This is a genomic window from Celeribacter sp. SCSIO 80788 (genome assembly GCF_051054295.1).
Lineage (GTDB): Bacteria > Pseudomonadota > Alphaproteobacteria > Rhodobacterales > Rhodobacteraceae > Celeribacter.
Window position 1 is genome coordinate 2,036,824 of the sequence record NZ_CP150482.1, and the last position, 15,271, is coordinate 2,052,094.

The following is a 15,271-nucleotide window of genomic DNA, read 5'->3' on the forward strand; positions in this document are numbered from 1 at the left end:
ATGTGGAAATCTCCCGCAAAACTCGCGCAGCTTGTCATCACCCTTCTGGCCTGTGCCTTTCTCTTGGTCCCGACGCTGCAATCCGTGCTGGCCGGGGTGACGGCGAATTATTTTCGGGGCCTGTCCTCGGGGCTGACGTTCAAATGGATCGTGCAGGTTTGGGCGCTTTATGCCGACAGTATTTTCCTCTCGATCGGGCTGGCGCTGGCCTGCCTCCTCGTTACGCTCCTGATCGGCGTTCCTGCGGCCTATGCCTTGGCGCGACATCCCGGTCGACTGTCGCGCCTGCTCGAAGAGTTCATCTCCCTGCCACTGGCCATTCCCGGCCTCGCACTTGCCCTCGCGCTCCTGCAACTTTACGGCCCCTTCAAGGCTTTTCGTGCCAGCCCCGCCTTCATCCTCGTCGGTCACGTGCTCTATACCCTGCCCTTCATGGTGCGCTCCGTCTTGGCCGTGTTGGCGGCGATGGATCTCAAAACGCTCGAAGAAGGCGCAGCCACGCTCGGCGCCTCACCGCTCCGTCGCTTTCTCGACATCGTCGTGCCCAATGCGCTGCCGGGCATTCTTGCCGGTGCGCTGACCGTCGTCACGCTCTCCATCGGCGAGTTCAACCTGACCTGGATGCTGCACACGCCGCTGACCAAAACCCTCCCCGTAGGCCTCGCCGACAGCTACGCCTCGATGCGGCTCGAAATCGCCTCGGCCTATACGCTGGTGTTTTTCGTGATGATCGTGCCGCTTTTGATGGCCATGCAATGGGCCAGCGCCCGTGCCCAAAGGATGCAGAAATGACCCTGACCCTCACTCAGGTCGCCAAGACCTTTTCCGGCGCGACCCGCGCGCTTTTGCCCACCGACCTGACCGTAGAGCAGGGCGAGATCCTGTCGCTTCTCGGACCCTCTGGCTGCGGCAAGACTACGCTCCTGCGCATCATCGCGGGACTTGAGCGTGCCGATCCCGGTGCGAAAATCCGTTTCGACGGCGAGGATGTAACCACCCAGCCCGTCGAGAAACGCAAGATCGGCATGGTGTTTCAATCCTACGCGCTGTTTCCCAACATGTCGGTGCGCGGCAATATCGGCTATGGCCTCAAGATGCAGGGCCTGCCCCGCGCGGAGATCGCGGCGCGCGTCGAAGAGGTGATCGCCCTCTGCCAGCTCGCCCCCTATGCCGAACGCCCTGTCACCGCGCTTTCGGGCGGCCAGAGGCAACGCGTGGCGCTGGCCCGCGCTGTCGCGCCGCGCCCGAGGGTCCTGTTGCTCGACGAACCGCTGTCCGCGCTCGATGCCGCACTCCGCACGCAGCTCCGCGACGAGCTGGCCGTGTTGTTGCGCCGCTTCGGCATCACCGCGATTTTCGTCACCCACGATCAGGACGAGGCCATGGCCATCGCCGACCGCGTCGCCGTCATGTCACATGGTCGGATCGCCCAGATCGGCACGCCCGAGGCGCTCTATCGCAATCCTGCCACCACTTTTGTCGCCCGTTTCGTCGGCGATGCCATGGCGCTTGGCGGGCGTCTCGAAGGGGCGGAGTTGCACCTTCCGGGCGGCAGCCTCCCCCTGCCTTCCTCCTCGCCCGGGCACGATGTGTTCGTCCGCGCCGAGGATATTCGACTTGACGCGCAAGGCCCGTTGACCGCCCGCGTCGAAAGCGTCACCTTCCTCGGAACGCATTACCGCATCGCCCTGCACGGGGTCGCGCATGAACCGCTTTTTGCCCTGCACAGCGGGCTGAGCGCGCCGCGCCCCGGCGAGGAAGTGCGCCTTGCCATCGCCCCCGAACGTCTCATCCTCCTGCCGAAAGAACCTGCCTGAATGCCTGCTTTTCTCCAGATCACCGACACTCATATCGTCGCTCCCGGCGCGCTGGCCTGTGGCCGTTCCGACACCGCAGCCGCGCTCACCCGCGCCATTGAGACGATCAACGCCAAGCTGCCGGTTCTGGGCGATGTCTCCTGTGTGATTATCACCGGCGATCTCACGGATCACGGCACGCCGGAGGAATACGCCCATTTCAGCGCGCTGATGGCGCCGCTGGCGCTGCCGTGGCTGGCCGTTCCGGGCAATCACGACCGCCGCGCTCCGATGCGGGCGGCTTTCGCCGGGGCCGACTGGCTCACGAAAGAGGGACCGATCCAGTGGCACCGCGATTTCGGGCCGTTCTCGCTCATCGGTCTCGACACATTGCTTGAGGGCGCGCATCACGGCGATCTCTGCGACGACGGCTTTGCGCTTGTCGATCAGGTTCTGAACCGGATCGGCGATCAGCCGGTGATCATCGCCACGCATCACCCATGGATGCCCTCCGCGATCACCACGATGGATGCCGACAATATCCGCAACGGGGCGGCTCTTATGGCGCGGCTCGCCGCCCATCCCGGCCCGGTGCGGATGATTTCCGGCCATGTGCACCGCGCCATGACCACCCAGATCGGCCGCATCACCTGTCAGATCGCCCCCGCAACCGGCCATGCGGTCGACGTCGACCTGCGCCCCGGAGTGGACAACCGTCTGACGCTCGAACCCGGTGGGGTGACGCTTTACACATGGCTCGATGCGCCGCTTCCGTGCCTCGTGTCCGATGTGATCCCGACCGGCGATTACCCCGGCCCCTACCCGTTTCAGGGCTGAGCGACGCGGCGCATCTGTCCTTCGGCCCGGGCCAGCGCCATGAGCGCGACGCCCAGAATGTCCTCTGAGGTCGAGCCGCGCGACAGGTCGCTGACGCTGTGGCGAAAGCCCTGCAAAAACGGACCATAAGCATCGGCGCGGGCAAAGCGTTGCACCGCCTTATAGGCGATATTGCCCGCATCGAGATCGGGGAAAATCAGGATATTGGCCCGCCCGGCGACCTCGGAGGGGCGCGACAATTTGCGGGCTGCAACCTCGGGCACAATGGCCGTATCAAGTTGAAATTCACCGTCGATTTTCAACGATGGCGCTTCGGCTTGTGCGAGCCGCACCGCGTCGCGGACCAAATCCACCTTGTCGTGCCTGGCGCTGCCATCGGTGGAAAACGACAGAAAGGCCACCCGCGGCTCCCAACCCAAAAGATCGGTCGCGGTCTGGGCCGTCGTCAACGCGATTTGCGCCAAGGCGGCGCTGTCGGGGGCGGGCTGCACACCGCAATCGGCAAAGATGACCGCTTCGCCCTCGCTGCCCGCAAACCCCGGAATGCGCATGAGAAACAGGCTCGACGGCGCTTTCAACCCGTCGTTCAGCCCGAGATAGGTGAAGGCGGTGCGGATCACCTCTTCGGTCGGGGCGACAAGCCCTGCGACCATCGTCTCGGCCCCGCCCGCACCGAGCATGATCGCCCCCGCATGCAAGGGCTTCGGGAAACCGCGCAACAGGCGGGCCTCGGAAACCCTCTGGTTTTGCTTTCGAAAATCTGCGGCCCACTGCTGCGCAAGCGCCGGATCGTCGACCGTCAGACAGGTTACGCCATCCGGAAATTCCCCAGCATTTTCCATGACTTCGCAGCTATTGAACAGCAAAGCCGGGCGCGCCAGATTTTCACGGATCAGCGTGTCCACCACAGGACGGAGCCGGGCGTCGCCGCCCTCGGGAAACACGATCCTCATTCCCTTGCCGCGCACGCGCGCTTTCAACATGTCGATGATCGGCATGGTCCCTCCTGACACAGGACCTCAGTGACAGGTTTCGCCCAGCCTGTCGCGGAGAATGTCCGAAACGAGACGAATTGCCGCCCGACGCGCGCAGGCGGGCGATCCTCAAGTGACTGTTTATCATGGATGAAATGGTGCTGCTGGAGAGAATTGAACTCTCGACCTCTCCCTTACCAAGGGAGTGCTCTACCTCTGAGCTACAGCAGCGCCGGGGTGCGTCAAGTGACCGTATCACCGTCGCTGTGGGCGGCTAATTAGACGTGATCGACGCAGGGTGCAAGCGCATTTTCGCGAAAAAATTCACCTCGGGCAAAGTTTCTTTTTCCAACCGCCCCTCTCCCCTTGCCCCCTCCTCTCCGACGGGCCGGATTTTGCCGAGATTTCCGAGAAGACCCTGTCGGCAAAGCGTCGGACTTTTGTCGGACTTTTGTCGGACCCCAAAGATGCGGTGGGGAAGACATCACTCCTAGCCTGCCCCATCCATCCAGATCTTATACCGAAGCGTCAAACCATCTTGTGCGGCTTCATGGAGTTTGTCCCTCATGAGAGCGAGAGCACGAACTGGGGCCTTATGGTCAAGCCAGTTTCCGTCATCGTCATCCACTCCGAGGATTTGATGATGGAGGTCGTGCTTTCCCCGAGACGCGCCTTGTCTGTCCATATGCTTCCATTTTTGAAACGCCAAAGCCATGAGATATCCCATATTCCGCGAAGGCAAGCGCTTGTCCCGCATCCATATCGTCCGACCCGCGACCGGTTTGTGCGAGGTCAAGCTGGTGGAGGAAGAGGGTTGCAATATCAGACACCCATCATCCTCCACCACACGCCAGAGCCGAAAACTTTCGGCTTTTGCTCAAATGGGATGATCGTGGCCAGCGTCTCGGGGACGCAGCTTCCGATTTGGCAGCGTTCGATGTCGAGGCTGAGATTGATGTCCTCACCGAAGCGCGGGGAATAGATCAGGGAATAGGATGGGGCACTCTCGCCGTCGCTCCGCCTGATCAAGCCTTCGTCCATGTCGTCTGTCTCCTCGGTGACGTCAAAGCGAACCGAAGCACTGCCCTGGTGAAGTGTTACCCCTGTGATGCGGAGCGTTTCGCCCGGCTCTTGGGGCGTGATGATCGAGATCGCAACCTGTCCTGCATAGGAGGTCCGGTCGAAAAGGAGGCCTGGGTCCTCGACCAAACGGGTGTGGGCAAAAATGGAGACACTTTCCTCCCGCAGATCATAGTTTTGCCAGCGATAATCGGAGGGATCGTGAAGGGTCAGGTCGATAAGCCAAACGAAAGCCAGAAGGCACAGGGCTGCGATTAAATGTTTCGCTCTCATATCTGAATCTCCTTAAAACTGAAACTTGCACCCTCACCCTCGACCTCAAATATATCGAAGCAAGGATAAATTTGGCGGTGAGCATTTGTCTTCTGATGTCCTCCCGGATCTTCCACGCCGATTTCACAACGACTGCGGGTCGCAGCGTTTCACTTTCCTGTGCCTCTCGCGGCAGCCTTTCCCCACCACCACTGGACGGGGCATGCGGCATTAGCTACATGGAACAGCATGGACAACAAGACCGATCCCTCCCGGAAACCTGCGAAACCTGCGCCGAAAAGCCGGGATGAGCGGTTGAAAGCCGCGCTGAAGGCCAATCTTCAGCGGCGCAAGGCGCAGGCGCGCGCGCGCACGGCCTCCGAGGAGAGCGACGGCAAGGGCGAGTGAGACGAGCGGATGGATTCGATTCTGGTGCGGGGCAACGGGCCTCTGAATGGCGACATCGAGATTGCGGGGGCGAAGAACGCCTGTCTCGCGCTGATGCCCGCAACACTTCTGTCGGATGAGCCGCTGACGCTGACCAATGCGCCACGCCTGTCGGACATCAAGACGATGACGGCGCTTCTCGCCTCTCTCGGTGCGGAGGTTTCCGCATTGCAGGACGGCAAGGTGCAGGCGATGTCCTGTCACGGGGAGATCAACCCGGTCGCCGATTATGACATCGTGCGCAAGATGCGGGCGTCGAATTTGGTGCTCGGCCCGCTTCTGGCGCGGCTTGGGCATGCGGTTGTGTCGCTTCCGGGCGGCTGTGCGATCGGTGCGCGGCCGATGGATTTGCACACCACGGCTTTGGAGGCCTTGGGGGCGGAGATCGAGTTGAAAGACGGTTATCTGCACGCCAAGGTGGCGGGCGGGCGTCTTAAAGGTGCGGTGCACAAGATGCGCTTTCCGTCTGTGGGCGCGACCGAGAACTTTTTGATGGCCGCCTCTCTGGCGAAAGGCACATCGGTTCTGGAGAATGCGGCGCGCGAGCCGGAGATTGTGGATCTGGCCGATTGCCTCAACAAAATGGGCGCGCAGATCGAAGGCGCGGGCACCTCGCGGATCGAAATTCAGGGCGTGGACCGACTTCATGGCGCGACGCACCCGGTGGTGACCGACCGGATCGAGTTGGGCACATTTATGCTGGCGCCGGCGATTTGCGGCGGCGAAGTGACCTGTCTCGGCGGCAAGCTGTCGCTCGTGGAAAGCTTTGTCGAAAAGCTCGAACTGGCGGGGATTTCCGTCACCGAGACCGAACGCGGGCTGACCGTCAAACGCAATGGGGATCGTGTGAAAGCGGTCGATGTTGTGACCGAACCCTTCCCCGGTTTCCCGACCGATTTGCAAGCGCAGATGATGGCGCTTTTGTGCACCGCCGAGGGCACCTCCGTTCTGGAAGAGACCATCTTTGAGAACCGTTTCATGCACGCCCCGGAACTCATCCGCATGGGCGCACAGATCGAAGTGCATGGCGGGCATGCCACCGTCCATGGCGTCGGGAAACTCAAGGGCGCGCCGGTGATGGCGACCGATTTGCGGGCGTCTGTGTCGCTCATTCTGGCAGGGCTTGCCGCCGAGGGCGAAACGGTGGTCTCGCGGGTCTATCATTTGGATCGCGGATATGAATTCATCGAGAAAAAGCTCTCCGGCATCGGGGCGCATATCGAGAGGATCAAAGGCTGATGGTGGAAGACGCCCGGTTCGAAGACGGTTATGAGCGGCCTCTGGCGCTCAAGGCGATGGATACGGATGACCTGACGGTGATCTCGGCTCTGGTGCAGGACGCCATCGTGCCGATGGGCGAGATTTCCTATGACGCGACGCATCGCCGGTTTGCTTTGTTGATCAACCGCTTTCGATGGGAAGACGTCGAGACCGCCGAGCGCCGGAAACGTCCGGTGGAACGCGTGCAGGCGGTTCTTTTGTTTGACGATGTGATGGCGGCGCGCTCCTCGGGTGTACCGTCGGGCGACAAGGAGATGATCCTGTCGGTTCTGGCCGTAACTTTCAGCCCTTCCGAGGACGGCATGGGCACGGTCGAGATCACGCTGGCGGGTGACGGCACCATCGCGCTCGACGTCGAGGCGCTGGATGTGACCTTGAAGGACGTGACGCGCCCCTATGTGGCCCCGTCGCACCACATTCCGAAACACGACGACTGAACCGCTTCGGACGCTTTTACCCCTTCCCCTTTTCGCGTCTAATCCGTTCACGAAGCTTTTGAACGACGACGATACTTGGGGGATTTCATGAAATCTGTTCGTAACGCCCTGCTTGCGCTGGGCCTGCTCTGTGGTGCAACTCAAGCCGATGCCGCTGGTATTTCCGGCACGGCAACGATTGACAAGAACTACGCGCATTCCGTCTGGAACTGGGAGAAAATGGGCGAAACCCATATTTTCTGGGAAATTTACAACACGGACGGATATCTGACGGTCTGCGGCGGCTATGCCACGCGCGGTCCCTCAGCCACGATGAAGTTTACGCGCCTCGCACTTCGGGATTCTGTGGTCACGATGAATGGCAAAGCGATCACAACCAATCTTGATTGGTTCACGCGCGTGGTTAACAGCGGCAAGGATCTGGATTTCGTCGGCCAGCAGGTGAACTGCAAGGTCACGAGCACGCCGACACCGGCCAAAGACGCCGATGTGGAATTCGAGCTGCGGTCCCGCAAGGACACCTATCGCGGCTAACGCAACCGGCGCGGATTTCGAGACGCTTGAGACCCGCGCCAAGCCGCGCTATGTCGGAGCCACGCAAGGAGACCGACATGCCCCATTTCCTGTCCACCACGGATACCGATTTCGAGACCCGTTTCGCAGCCCTTCTGACCATGAAGCGCGAGGACAGCCCGGATGTCGACGCGGCGGTCGCGGGGATCATCGCCGATGTGCGCGCGCGCGGCGATGCGGCGGTTTTGGAACTGACCGCGCGGTTCGACCGGATGGAGCTGACGGCGGACAAGCTGCGGTTCTCCGACGCAGAGATCGACGCGCTTTGTGCCGAGGTGTCGGACGAGGAGCGCGAGGCTTTGGAACTCGCGGCCCAGCGCATCCGCGCCTATCACGTCCGCCAGATGCCCCTTGACCAGATGTGGACCGACCCGGACGGAGCCACGCTGGGCTGGCGCTGGACGCCGGTGGCGGCGGCGGGGCTTTATGTGCCCGGTGGGCTGGCGTCTTATCCGTCGTCGGTGTTGATGAACGCGATCCCGGCCAAGGTGGCGGGGGTGGAGCGTTTGGCAATCACCGTGCCGACGCCCGACGGGGTGGCGAACCCGCTGGTGCTTTTGGCGGCACGCATCGCGGGTGTGGACGAGATTTACCGCGTCGGCGGGGCGCAGGCGATTGCGGCGCTGGCTTACGGCACCGAAACCATCGCGCCGGTGGACAAGATCACCGGGCCGGGCAACGCCTTTGTGGCGGCGGCGAAACGCCGGGTGTTCGGCAAGGTCGGCATCGACATGATCGCGGGGCCCTCGGAGATTCTGGTGATCGCCGACAAGCACAACGACCCGGACTGGATCGCGGTCGATCTGATGTCGCAAGCCGAACATGACGAAAGCGCCCAGTCGATTCTGATCACCGACGATGCCGAGTTCGGTGCGGCGGTGGCGCAGGCCGTTGAAAAGCGGCTTGAGACGCTGGAACGGCGCAAGATTGCGGGCAAGAGCTGGGAAGAGTTCGGCGTAGTGATCACCGTGCGTGATCTCGATGAGGCGGCGATGCTGTCGGACCGGTTCGCGCCCGAGCACCTCGAACTTTGCGTCGAGGACCCGGATGCGCTCTCCGCGAAGATTCACCACGCCGGGGCGATTTTCCTTGGCGCCTGGACGCCCGAGGCCATCGGCGACTATGTCGGCGGGCCGAACCACGTTTTGCCGACGGCGCGCTCGGCGCGGTTCTCGTCCAGCCTCTCGGTGCTGGACTTCCTGAAACGCACGACGCTGGCGAAAATGTCCCCCGAGGCGCTCAAGGCCATCGGGCCTGCGGCGGAACGTCTGGCCAAATCCGAAAGCCTCGAAGCGCACGGCCTGTCGGTTCGCGCACGTCTCGACCGGTTGAACGCGGACAAATGAGATGAAGCTCTTCGAACGCGTTTTCGGGGCGAAAAAGGATGCGGCAGAGCTGCGTAAAGAGCGCGCGATTGCGCAACTGACCGACGAGGCCCTGCCCACCAACGCCTTCCTGCCACCGCATATGGCGGTGGGCGAGGACATCAGGCGCAGCGAGGCGGAGGTTGTCACCCGTCTTCTGGGGGCGATGATCGCCGCTGTGAAGGGCGAAACCCGCGACAGCGACCTGATCGCGCAGGTGATTGCGCAATATGGCGCAGAAGACTGTTTCACCCCCGAGGAACGCGCCTTCCTTGACGAGGCGTCCCCGTCCGAAGAGACCTGTGCCAAATTCGCATGGCGCTACGAAGGGGTCTATGTGCTGATGTGGGCGCTCAGGTTCTTCGACACCCTGCCCTACCCGACCGACATCGTGCATGTGCCGGACATGACCGGGCTGATGAGCCGTCTCGGGCGCGAAGGGATGATCAAAGAGGCGCGTCTGAGACCGCAGGGCGAGATCCTCGATGCGGCCGAACTGACCTATCGCTACAACTGGGCCGCCACCAATGCGCGGATGAACAACCGCCCGGCGCCGTCGAATCTCGATGCGGGGGTTGTCTATGAGCGACATTATGCGTTCAATTGGCTTGTCGGATATGGCAAGCAAACCTGGGACGAGATTTCGACGGACACGTAACCGAAGACCAGAGCCATCATGGCACAGGGTTGAGACACGGGCATAACACGAGCGAGCACGCGATGAGCAAACTGATTTCCGTCACGATCGACGAAAAGGGCCTCGCGCCGCCAACGCCCGAGATCGAACAGGAACGCAAGGTCGCGATCTTCGACCTGCTGGAGGACAATTCCTTTACCCTGCCCGCGCGCGACGACCGGCAGATGCCGGAGGGGCCGTTCAAGCTTTTGCTGGCGATCCGCGAGCGGCGGCTGGTGTTCGATCTGACCACGGAAGGCGGCGAAAAGGCGGCGGAGTTCCACCTCTCGCTCGGGCCGTTCCGACAGGTGGTGAAGGATTACTTCCAGATCTGCGAAAGCTATTTCGACGCCGTCAAAAAGATGCCGCCCAGTCAGATCGAAGCCATCGACATGGCCCGGCGCGGCATTCACAACGAAGGCGCGCGGGTGTTGCAGGAGCGTCTTGAGGGCAAGGCGGTCGTGGACATCGACACGGCGCGGCGGCTCTTTACCCTGATCTGCGTGTTGCACTGGGGGTAAGGCGTGGCGGCAGATCTTCCCCATTCGGTTCTGTTCTGCTGCGACCACAACGCGGTGCGTTCGCCCATGGCCGAGGGGTTGATGAAGAAATTCTACCCCGGTCAGGTTTACGTTCAGTCGGCGGGCGTGCATTCCGATCTCGATGTCGACGGGTTTGCCGTCGCGGTCTGCGAGGAAATGGGCATCGAATTGCACCGCCATCAGGCGCGCTCTTTCGACGATCTCAAGGACTGGGGCGACGATATTTCCTCTTACGATCTGATCGTCGCACTGTCGCCCGCCTCGCAACGCCGGGCGCTCGATCTGACCCGCTATTATCATCTCGATGTGGAATATTGGCCGATCATGGACCCAACGGGGATCGGCGAGACGCGCGAAGCGAAACTCGATGCCTACCGGCAGGCCCGCGACCAGATCGTCACCCGGATGCAGGCCCGTTTCGGCCCGACCACCTCATAAACTCCCCTTCTCTTCAAGGACCTCCCATGACCCAGAACCGCGCGGAAACGCTGGCCCTCCTGACCCGTTATTACGAGGCTTTCGCAGCCCATGATCACGACGGCATGCTCGCCTGCCTGACGGACGATGTGGAGCACCGGATCAATCAGGGAGCGGTCGAGCATGGCAAGGACGCGTTTGCGGCGTTCATGGTGGCGATGGACACGGCCTATGAGGAGACGCTCACGGATATGGTCCTTTTCGCCAGTGACGCGGGCACGCATGGCGCCGCCGAATTCCGCGTCTTGGGCAAGTACCTGAAGACCGCAGAGGGCTACCCGCAGGCGAAAGGCCAGCATTACAACCTGCCCGCAGGGGCGTTTTTCGACATTCGCGACGGCAAGATCGCCCGCGTGTCAGTCTATTACAATGCCGAGGACTGGGTGGCGCAGGTGTCATGAAGGCTGTGTCATGAGCCTGAGTTTCCGAACGTTGAAAGGGGCCGAGGTCGAAGCCGCGCTCGACGATCTGGCGCGGTTGCGCATCGCCGTGTTCCGCGAGTGGCCCTACCTCTACGACGGTTCTCTGGACTACGAGCGCGACTATATGGCGAGTTACGTGGGCAATGACCGCGCGGTCCTCGTGGCGGCTTTCGACGGGGATCGGATCGTCGGTGCAGCGACAGGATCGCCTCTGGCGGAACATGCCGAAGATTTCGCGGCGGCCTTTGCCCATGTCGATCTGCCGATGGAGCGCGTGTTCTACTGTGCCGAATCCGTGCTTTTGCCGGAGTATCGCGGCCATGGCGCGGGACATGCGTTTTTCGACGCGCGGGAGGCCCATGCGCGCAGCCTTGGCCTGACCTATTCGGCCTTTTGTTCGGTGATCCGCCCGGAAGATCATCCGCTCCGCCCCAAAGGCGCGCGCAGTCACGAGGCGTTCTGGCGGGGGCGCGGCTATGCACCGCTGGAGGGGGTGATTGCGTCTTTCGACTGGAAAGACGTGGATGAGGCGGAAAGCTCGGAAAAGCGCCTGCAATTCTGGGGGAAAATGCTATGAGACTGATCGCGGCAACCTGGCAGCCGGTGTGGCACGACAGCCCCGAGGGATGGCTGGACCGGTATCGCGAGGCCTTGGCGGAGATTGCCGTAGATCGCGACACTTTGGTGGTCTTTCCGGAATATGCGGCGCTTGAGGCGGCGTTTTACGGCGCGGTTGCGCTGGATGCGCAGGGCTGGATGCACCGGGGCGCCGATCATTTCGAGGCCTATTGCGAGGGCATCCGGGCGCTTGTGAAAGACACGGGCGCGACGATCCTTGGCGGATCGGGCTTTGCCCGCAAGGGCGATCAGATCGTCAACCGCGCGCTGTTTTGCGCGCCCGAGGGCGAGGTCTGGTTGGAAAAGCAAATGCCGACGCCCTATGAGCGCGCGCTCGATATGGCACCGGGCGCGGCGATGCCGATCCTCGACACGCGGTTCGGCAAAATCGCCGCCGTCATTTGTTATGACAGCGAATTCCCCCTGATTTCGCGCCGATTTGCCGAAGCCGGGGCGGAGATCCTTTTGGTGCCGTCCTGCACCGACACGGAACAAGGCGCGAACCGAGTGGAGATCGGATGCCGTGCCCGTGCGCTCGAAGGCCAGATGATCGTCGCCATGGCGCCTCTGGTGGGCGAGGTGCCCGGGTGCGAGGTGATCGACGTCAACCTCGGGCAGGCACGGATCTTCTGCCCGCCGGACGGGACCTCGCCGGAGGACGGAACCTTGGCGCAGGGGCCGCGCAATGCGCCGGGCTTTGCCATCCTGACCACCCTGTCCGAGTCGCTTGCACAGGCGCGCAAGAGCACGGAGGTCAGCGTTTTCGCCCACTGGCCGGAGAGTGAAACGCCGCAAAACCTGCCCGAGAGGCGTAATTTGCGTTAAAACCAGCTTGAAAACGCGGCTTTAAAGGCGCATTTACCAGAGCGCCCGCAAACTGGCGGGAGAAATCAATCACGGAGTGACCATGGCCAAGGAAGAAATGCTCGAATTCCCCGGTGTCGTTAAGGAACTCCTGCCGAACGCGACATTCCTGGTCGAGCTGGAAAACGGCCATACGATCATCGCGCACACGGCAGGCAAAATGCGTAAAAACCGCATCCGCGTTCTGGCTGGCGACAAGGTGCAGGTCGAAATGACCCCTTACGATCTGACCAAGGGTCGGATCAACTATCGCTTCCGCTGAACGGCGCCCGCGATCCTATGAAACTGATCCTCGGTTCAGGCAGCCCGCGCCGGAAAGAGCTTCTGGCGCAACTCGGGCTTGTGCCCGACGAGATCCGGTCCCCCGACATCAATGAGGACCCGCAGAAGGCCGAGCTGCCGCGCCCCTATTGCGCGCGTATGGCGCGTGAAAAGGTGCTGGCGGTGCCGCGCGCCGACGATGAGGTCGTGCTTTGCGCCGACACCACGGTGGCTTTGGGCCGCCGGATCATGGGCAAGCCTGCCGATGAAAAGGAATGCGCCGCATTCCTTCTCGCCATGTCGGGCCGTCGTCACCGGGTGATTACGGCTGTGGCCGTCGCCCATGGCGATCGGGTCTGGGAGGCGGATGTCGTCACCACGGTGAAAATGAAACGCCTCTCCGACGATGAGCTGAACAGCTATCTGGCCTCCGGCGACTGGCGCGGCAAGGCGGGCGGCTATGGCATCCAAGGCCCGGCGGGCGCGTTTATCCCGTGGATTCAAGGCAGTTATTCCGCCGTCATGGGATTGCCCGTTGCGGAGACCGCCAATCTTTTGCTGGCCGCAGGCTATCCGGTTTATGGAGATCGCGCATGAAGGGTTCTGTCATTGCACTGGGCGAGGTTCAGGGCAAACGCGCCGCCGCCTGGATTATCGACGGTCGTCTCGAAGACCTTTTGATCGACGCGGGCGAAGACGCCCCCCCTGCCCCCGGCTCGATCTTTCGCGCCAAGGGTGGGCGCAGTCTCAAGGGGATGGGCGGCGCGCTTCTGGATCTGCCGGATGGCGACAAGGCCTATCTGCGCGGCAACAAGGGCCTCAAACCCGGCGCGCCGATGTTGGTGCAGGTCAGCCATATCGCCGAAGAGGGCAAGGCTGTCCCGGTCACCACGCGCCTGCTGTTCAAATCGAAATACGCCATCGTCACGCCCGATGCGCCGGGGCTGAACATCTCCCGGCAGATCTCCGAGGACGAAGAGATGATGCGGCTGCACGACCTCGCGTCCGAGGGCATGGAAGGCGCGGATGAGATGATGGGTCTGATCCTGCGCTCCGCCTGCGAGGGCGTGTCCTCTGACGCGATTGCCGAAGACATCGCCGCCATGCGCGAGCTGGCCGAGGCGGTTCTGGCCGATGAGGCCGGTGAGCCGGAGCTTTTGGTCGCGGGGGCCGATGCCTGGGAAATGGCGTGGCGCGACTGGCCGGAGGCGGATGTGTTCGACGACAGCGAGGCTGCGTTCGAGAACCACGGTGTGCATGAGCTGATCGACGCCGCACTCGATGTGCGCGTGCCGCTCAAGGGCGCGGGCTATGCCTTTATCGAGCCGACCCATGCGATGGTGGCGGTGGATGTGAACACCGGCGGGGATTTCTCCCCCGCTGCGGGGCTTAAGGCCAATATCGCCATTGCCCGTGACCTGCCGCGTCAACTGCGCGTGCGCGGGCTTGCCGGACAGATCACCGTCGAGCTTGCGCCGATGGCCAAGAAGGATCGTCGCCAGTTCGAACAGAGCCTCAAGGCCGCGTTCAAATCCGAAGGCGGCGATGTCGTCTTGGCGGGCTGGACGCCGCTCGGCAATTTCGAGATTCAGAAGAAACGCGCGCGCGTGCCAATCGCGGAACTGATCGCATGAGCTGCCCGATTTGCGGCAATGAGAGCGTTCCGAAATACCGGCCCTTCTGCTCGAAACGCTGCGCCGATATTGATCTTGCGAAATGGCTGAACGGCTCCTACGCCGTGCCCTCAATGCGCGAAGAGGACCCGGAAGAGATTGCCGAGGCGCTTGAAGAGGCGCTCAACGACAGCCTGCGGGAGGCATTTGAGGACGGCGCGAAAAAACCTCACTGAAGTGGTGTTTTTCCTCTGGACACTCCCGGAGCCGCCGACTAGAAACCCGCTACCCGAACGACAGAGACGTTCAGCGAGAAATCGCTCCCGATGCCCGGGTAGCTCAGGGGTAGAGCAGTGGATTGAAAATCCTCGTGTCGGTGGTTCGATTCCGCCCCCGGGCACCATTCCTCAAACCAAGATCACCCACACAGCGTCTTTCGAATTTAGCGTGGGTGTGGGACACGCGTATGACAATGCGGCCGGTTGCCTTCCAAAGAACGGCCTCTTGTCCTTCGAGAGGCGTGTTCCCTGTGACCCGGGACGCCACTCTGCGTCATCTCAAACGTCCTGTTCCCCTGAGGCGTAATCCGCAGCCGTGGCGGCTTTGCGCGCAATGAAGGCGCTCGGCATTGGGCGGGAAAACCCGCGCAGCTTCGTATGAACCGTGGTCCGAAACGCTTTAAACCAGCACTTGCGGCGGCATCGAAGCGCGACACGTCCAATCCTCAGCGATCTGCTTTTGCGCCGCCCTTGGTCTG

General features: G+C 62.2%; 20 protein-coding genes and 2 tRNA genes. 19 read left to right on the forward strand and 3 right to left on the reverse strand.

Annotation, left to right across the window (positions count from 1 at the left end; genetic code table 11):
* The 3 genes from V1471_RS10320 to V1471_RS10330 are packed head-to-tail and all read left to right on the forward strand — an operon-like array spanning position 1 to position 2,633.
* Positions 1-792 carry an ABC transporter permease gene (locus V1471_RS10320; RefSeq protein WP_434288537.1) on the forward strand — a complete coding sequence of 264 codons (792 nt, stop codon included), beginning with the start codon at positions 1-3 and terminating at the stop codon, positions 790-792.
* On the forward strand, positions 789-1,817 hold the full coding sequence (locus V1471_RS10325) for an ABC transporter ATP-binding protein (protein WP_434288539.1): 1,029 nt from the start codon (positions 789-791) through the stop codon (positions 1,815-1,817). The genes V1471_RS10320 and V1471_RS10325 overlap by 4 nt, the downstream gene beginning before the upstream one ends.
* Positions 1,818-2,633 (forward strand): phosphodiesterase, encoded by an 816-nt coding sequence (locus V1471_RS10330; RefSeq protein WP_434288540.1) that lies wholly within the window; start codon positions 1,818-1,820, stop codon positions 2,631-2,633. It begins immediately after the preceding gene.
* Here V1471_RS10330 and V1471_RS10335 read toward each other — a convergent pair.
* The 3 genes from V1471_RS10335 to V1471_RS10345 form a co-directional block, all read right to left on the reverse strand.
* Complete coding sequence (locus V1471_RS10335; RefSeq protein ID WP_434288542.1) at positions 2,624-3,631, reverse strand: phosphate acyltransferase; 1,008 nt, start codon at positions 3,629-3,631, stop codon at positions 2,624-2,626. The two genes, V1471_RS10330 and V1471_RS10335, sit on opposite strands and share 10 nt — an antisense overlap.
* Positions 3,632-3,763: 132 nt before the next feature.
* A tRNA-Thr gene (locus V1471_RS10340) sits at positions 3,764-3,838 on the reverse strand.
* 591 nt (positions 3,839-4,429) lie between these two features.
* Positions 4,430-4,960, reverse strand: coding sequence for a hypothetical protein (locus V1471_RS10345; protein WP_434288543.1), 531 nt, complete (start codon positions 4,958-4,960; stop codon positions 4,430-4,432).
* Positions 4,961-5,188: 228 nt separating this feature from the next.
* On the opposite strand from V1471_RS10345, the gene V1471_RS10350 reads away from it, so the two are divergent.
* From V1471_RS10350 to V1471_RS10425, 16 genes are all read left to right on the forward strand, one after another.
* Positions 5,189-5,347, forward strand: coding sequence for a hypothetical protein (locus V1471_RS10350; RefSeq protein WP_434288544.1), 159 nt, complete (start codon positions 5,189-5,191; stop codon positions 5,345-5,347).
* A 9-nt stretch (positions 5,348-5,356) separates the two neighbouring features.
* Entirely contained in the window at positions 5,357-6,625 is a 1,269-nt protein-coding gene (murA, locus tag V1471_RS10355) for a UDP-N-acetylglucosamine 1-carboxyvinyltransferase (protein ID WP_434288545.1), read from the forward strand.
* Positions 6,625-7,104 carry a DUF2948 family protein gene (locus V1471_RS10360; protein WP_434288547.1) on the forward strand — a complete coding sequence of 160 codons (480 nt, stop codon included), beginning with the start codon at positions 6,625-6,627 and terminating at the stop codon, positions 7,102-7,104. Before murA ends, V1471_RS10360 begins: the two co-directional genes overlap by 1 nt.
* An 87-nt stretch (positions 7,105-7,191) precedes the next feature.
* Positions 7,192-7,638, forward strand: a complete 447-nt coding sequence (locus V1471_RS10365) for a hypothetical protein (protein WP_434288548.1) — start codon at positions 7,192-7,194, stop codon at positions 7,636-7,638.
* 77 nt (positions 7,639-7,715) lie between these two features.
* A complete protein-coding gene (hisD, locus tag V1471_RS10370; RefSeq protein ID WP_434288550.1) occupies positions 7,716-9,023 on the forward strand; it encodes a histidinol dehydrogenase in 1,308 nt (435 codons plus the stop codon).
* 1 nt (position 9,024) lies between these two features.
* Entirely contained in the window at positions 9,025-9,699 is a 675-nt protein-coding gene (locus V1471_RS10375) for a DUF4272 domain-containing protein (protein WP_434288551.1), read from the forward strand.
* Between the two features lie 62 nt (positions 9,700-9,761).
* The gene (locus V1471_RS10380; RefSeq protein ID WP_434288552.1) at positions 9,762-10,238 is read left to right on the forward strand and encodes a UPF0262 family protein; all 477 of its coding nucleotides are present in this window, start codon (positions 9,762-9,764) and stop codon (positions 10,236-10,238) included.
* Positions 10,239-10,241: 3 nt separating this feature from the next.
* Positions 10,242-10,697, forward strand: coding sequence for a low molecular weight phosphatase family protein (locus tag V1471_RS10385; protein WP_434288554.1), 456 nt, complete (start codon positions 10,242-10,244; stop codon positions 10,695-10,697).
* Between the two features lie 26 nt (positions 10,698-10,723).
* Positions 10,724-11,137 carry a ketosteroid isomerase-related protein gene (locus tag V1471_RS10390; protein ID WP_434288555.1) on the forward strand — a complete coding sequence of 138 codons (414 nt, stop codon included), beginning with the start codon at positions 10,724-10,726 and terminating at the stop codon, positions 11,135-11,137.
* 10 nt (positions 11,138-11,147) lie between these two features.
* Positions 11,148-11,735: a GNAT family N-acetyltransferase gene (locus V1471_RS10395; protein ID WP_434288556.1), complete on the forward strand. Its 588-nt coding sequence runs from the start codon at positions 11,148-11,150 to the stop codon at positions 11,733-11,735.
* A complete protein-coding gene (locus V1471_RS10400; RefSeq protein ID WP_434288557.1) occupies positions 11,732-12,601 on the forward strand; it encodes a nitrilase-related carbon-nitrogen hydrolase in 870 nt (289 codons plus the stop codon). The genes V1471_RS10395 and V1471_RS10400 overlap by 4 nt, the downstream gene beginning before the upstream one ends.
* A gap of 82 nt (positions 12,602-12,683) precedes the next feature.
* Positions 12,684-12,902, forward strand: coding sequence for a translation initiation factor IF-1 (gene infA, locus V1471_RS10405; RefSeq protein WP_009573923.1), 219 nt, complete (start codon positions 12,684-12,686; stop codon positions 12,900-12,902).
* Positions 12,903-12,919: 17 nt separating this feature from the next.
* A complete protein-coding gene (locus V1471_RS10410) occupies positions 12,920-13,498 on the forward strand; it encodes a Maf family protein (protein WP_434288559.1) in 579 nt (192 codons plus the stop codon).
* Positions 13,495-14,535 (forward strand): ribonuclease E/G, encoded by a 1,041-nt coding sequence (locus V1471_RS10415; protein WP_434288561.1) that lies wholly within the window; start codon positions 13,495-13,497, stop codon positions 14,533-14,535. Before V1471_RS10410 ends, V1471_RS10415 begins: the two co-directional genes overlap by 4 nt.
* The gene (locus tag V1471_RS10420; protein ID WP_434288562.1) at positions 14,532-14,750 is read left to right on the forward strand and encodes a DNA gyrase inhibitor YacG; all 219 of its coding nucleotides are present in this window, start codon (positions 14,532-14,534) and stop codon (positions 14,748-14,750) included. Before V1471_RS10415 ends, V1471_RS10420 begins: the two co-directional genes overlap by 4 nt.
* 92 nt (positions 14,751-14,842) lie before the next feature.
* Positions 14,843-14,917 (forward strand) — tRNA-Phe (locus V1471_RS10425).
* The last annotated feature ends 354 nt before the right edge of the window (positions 14,918-15,271 follow it).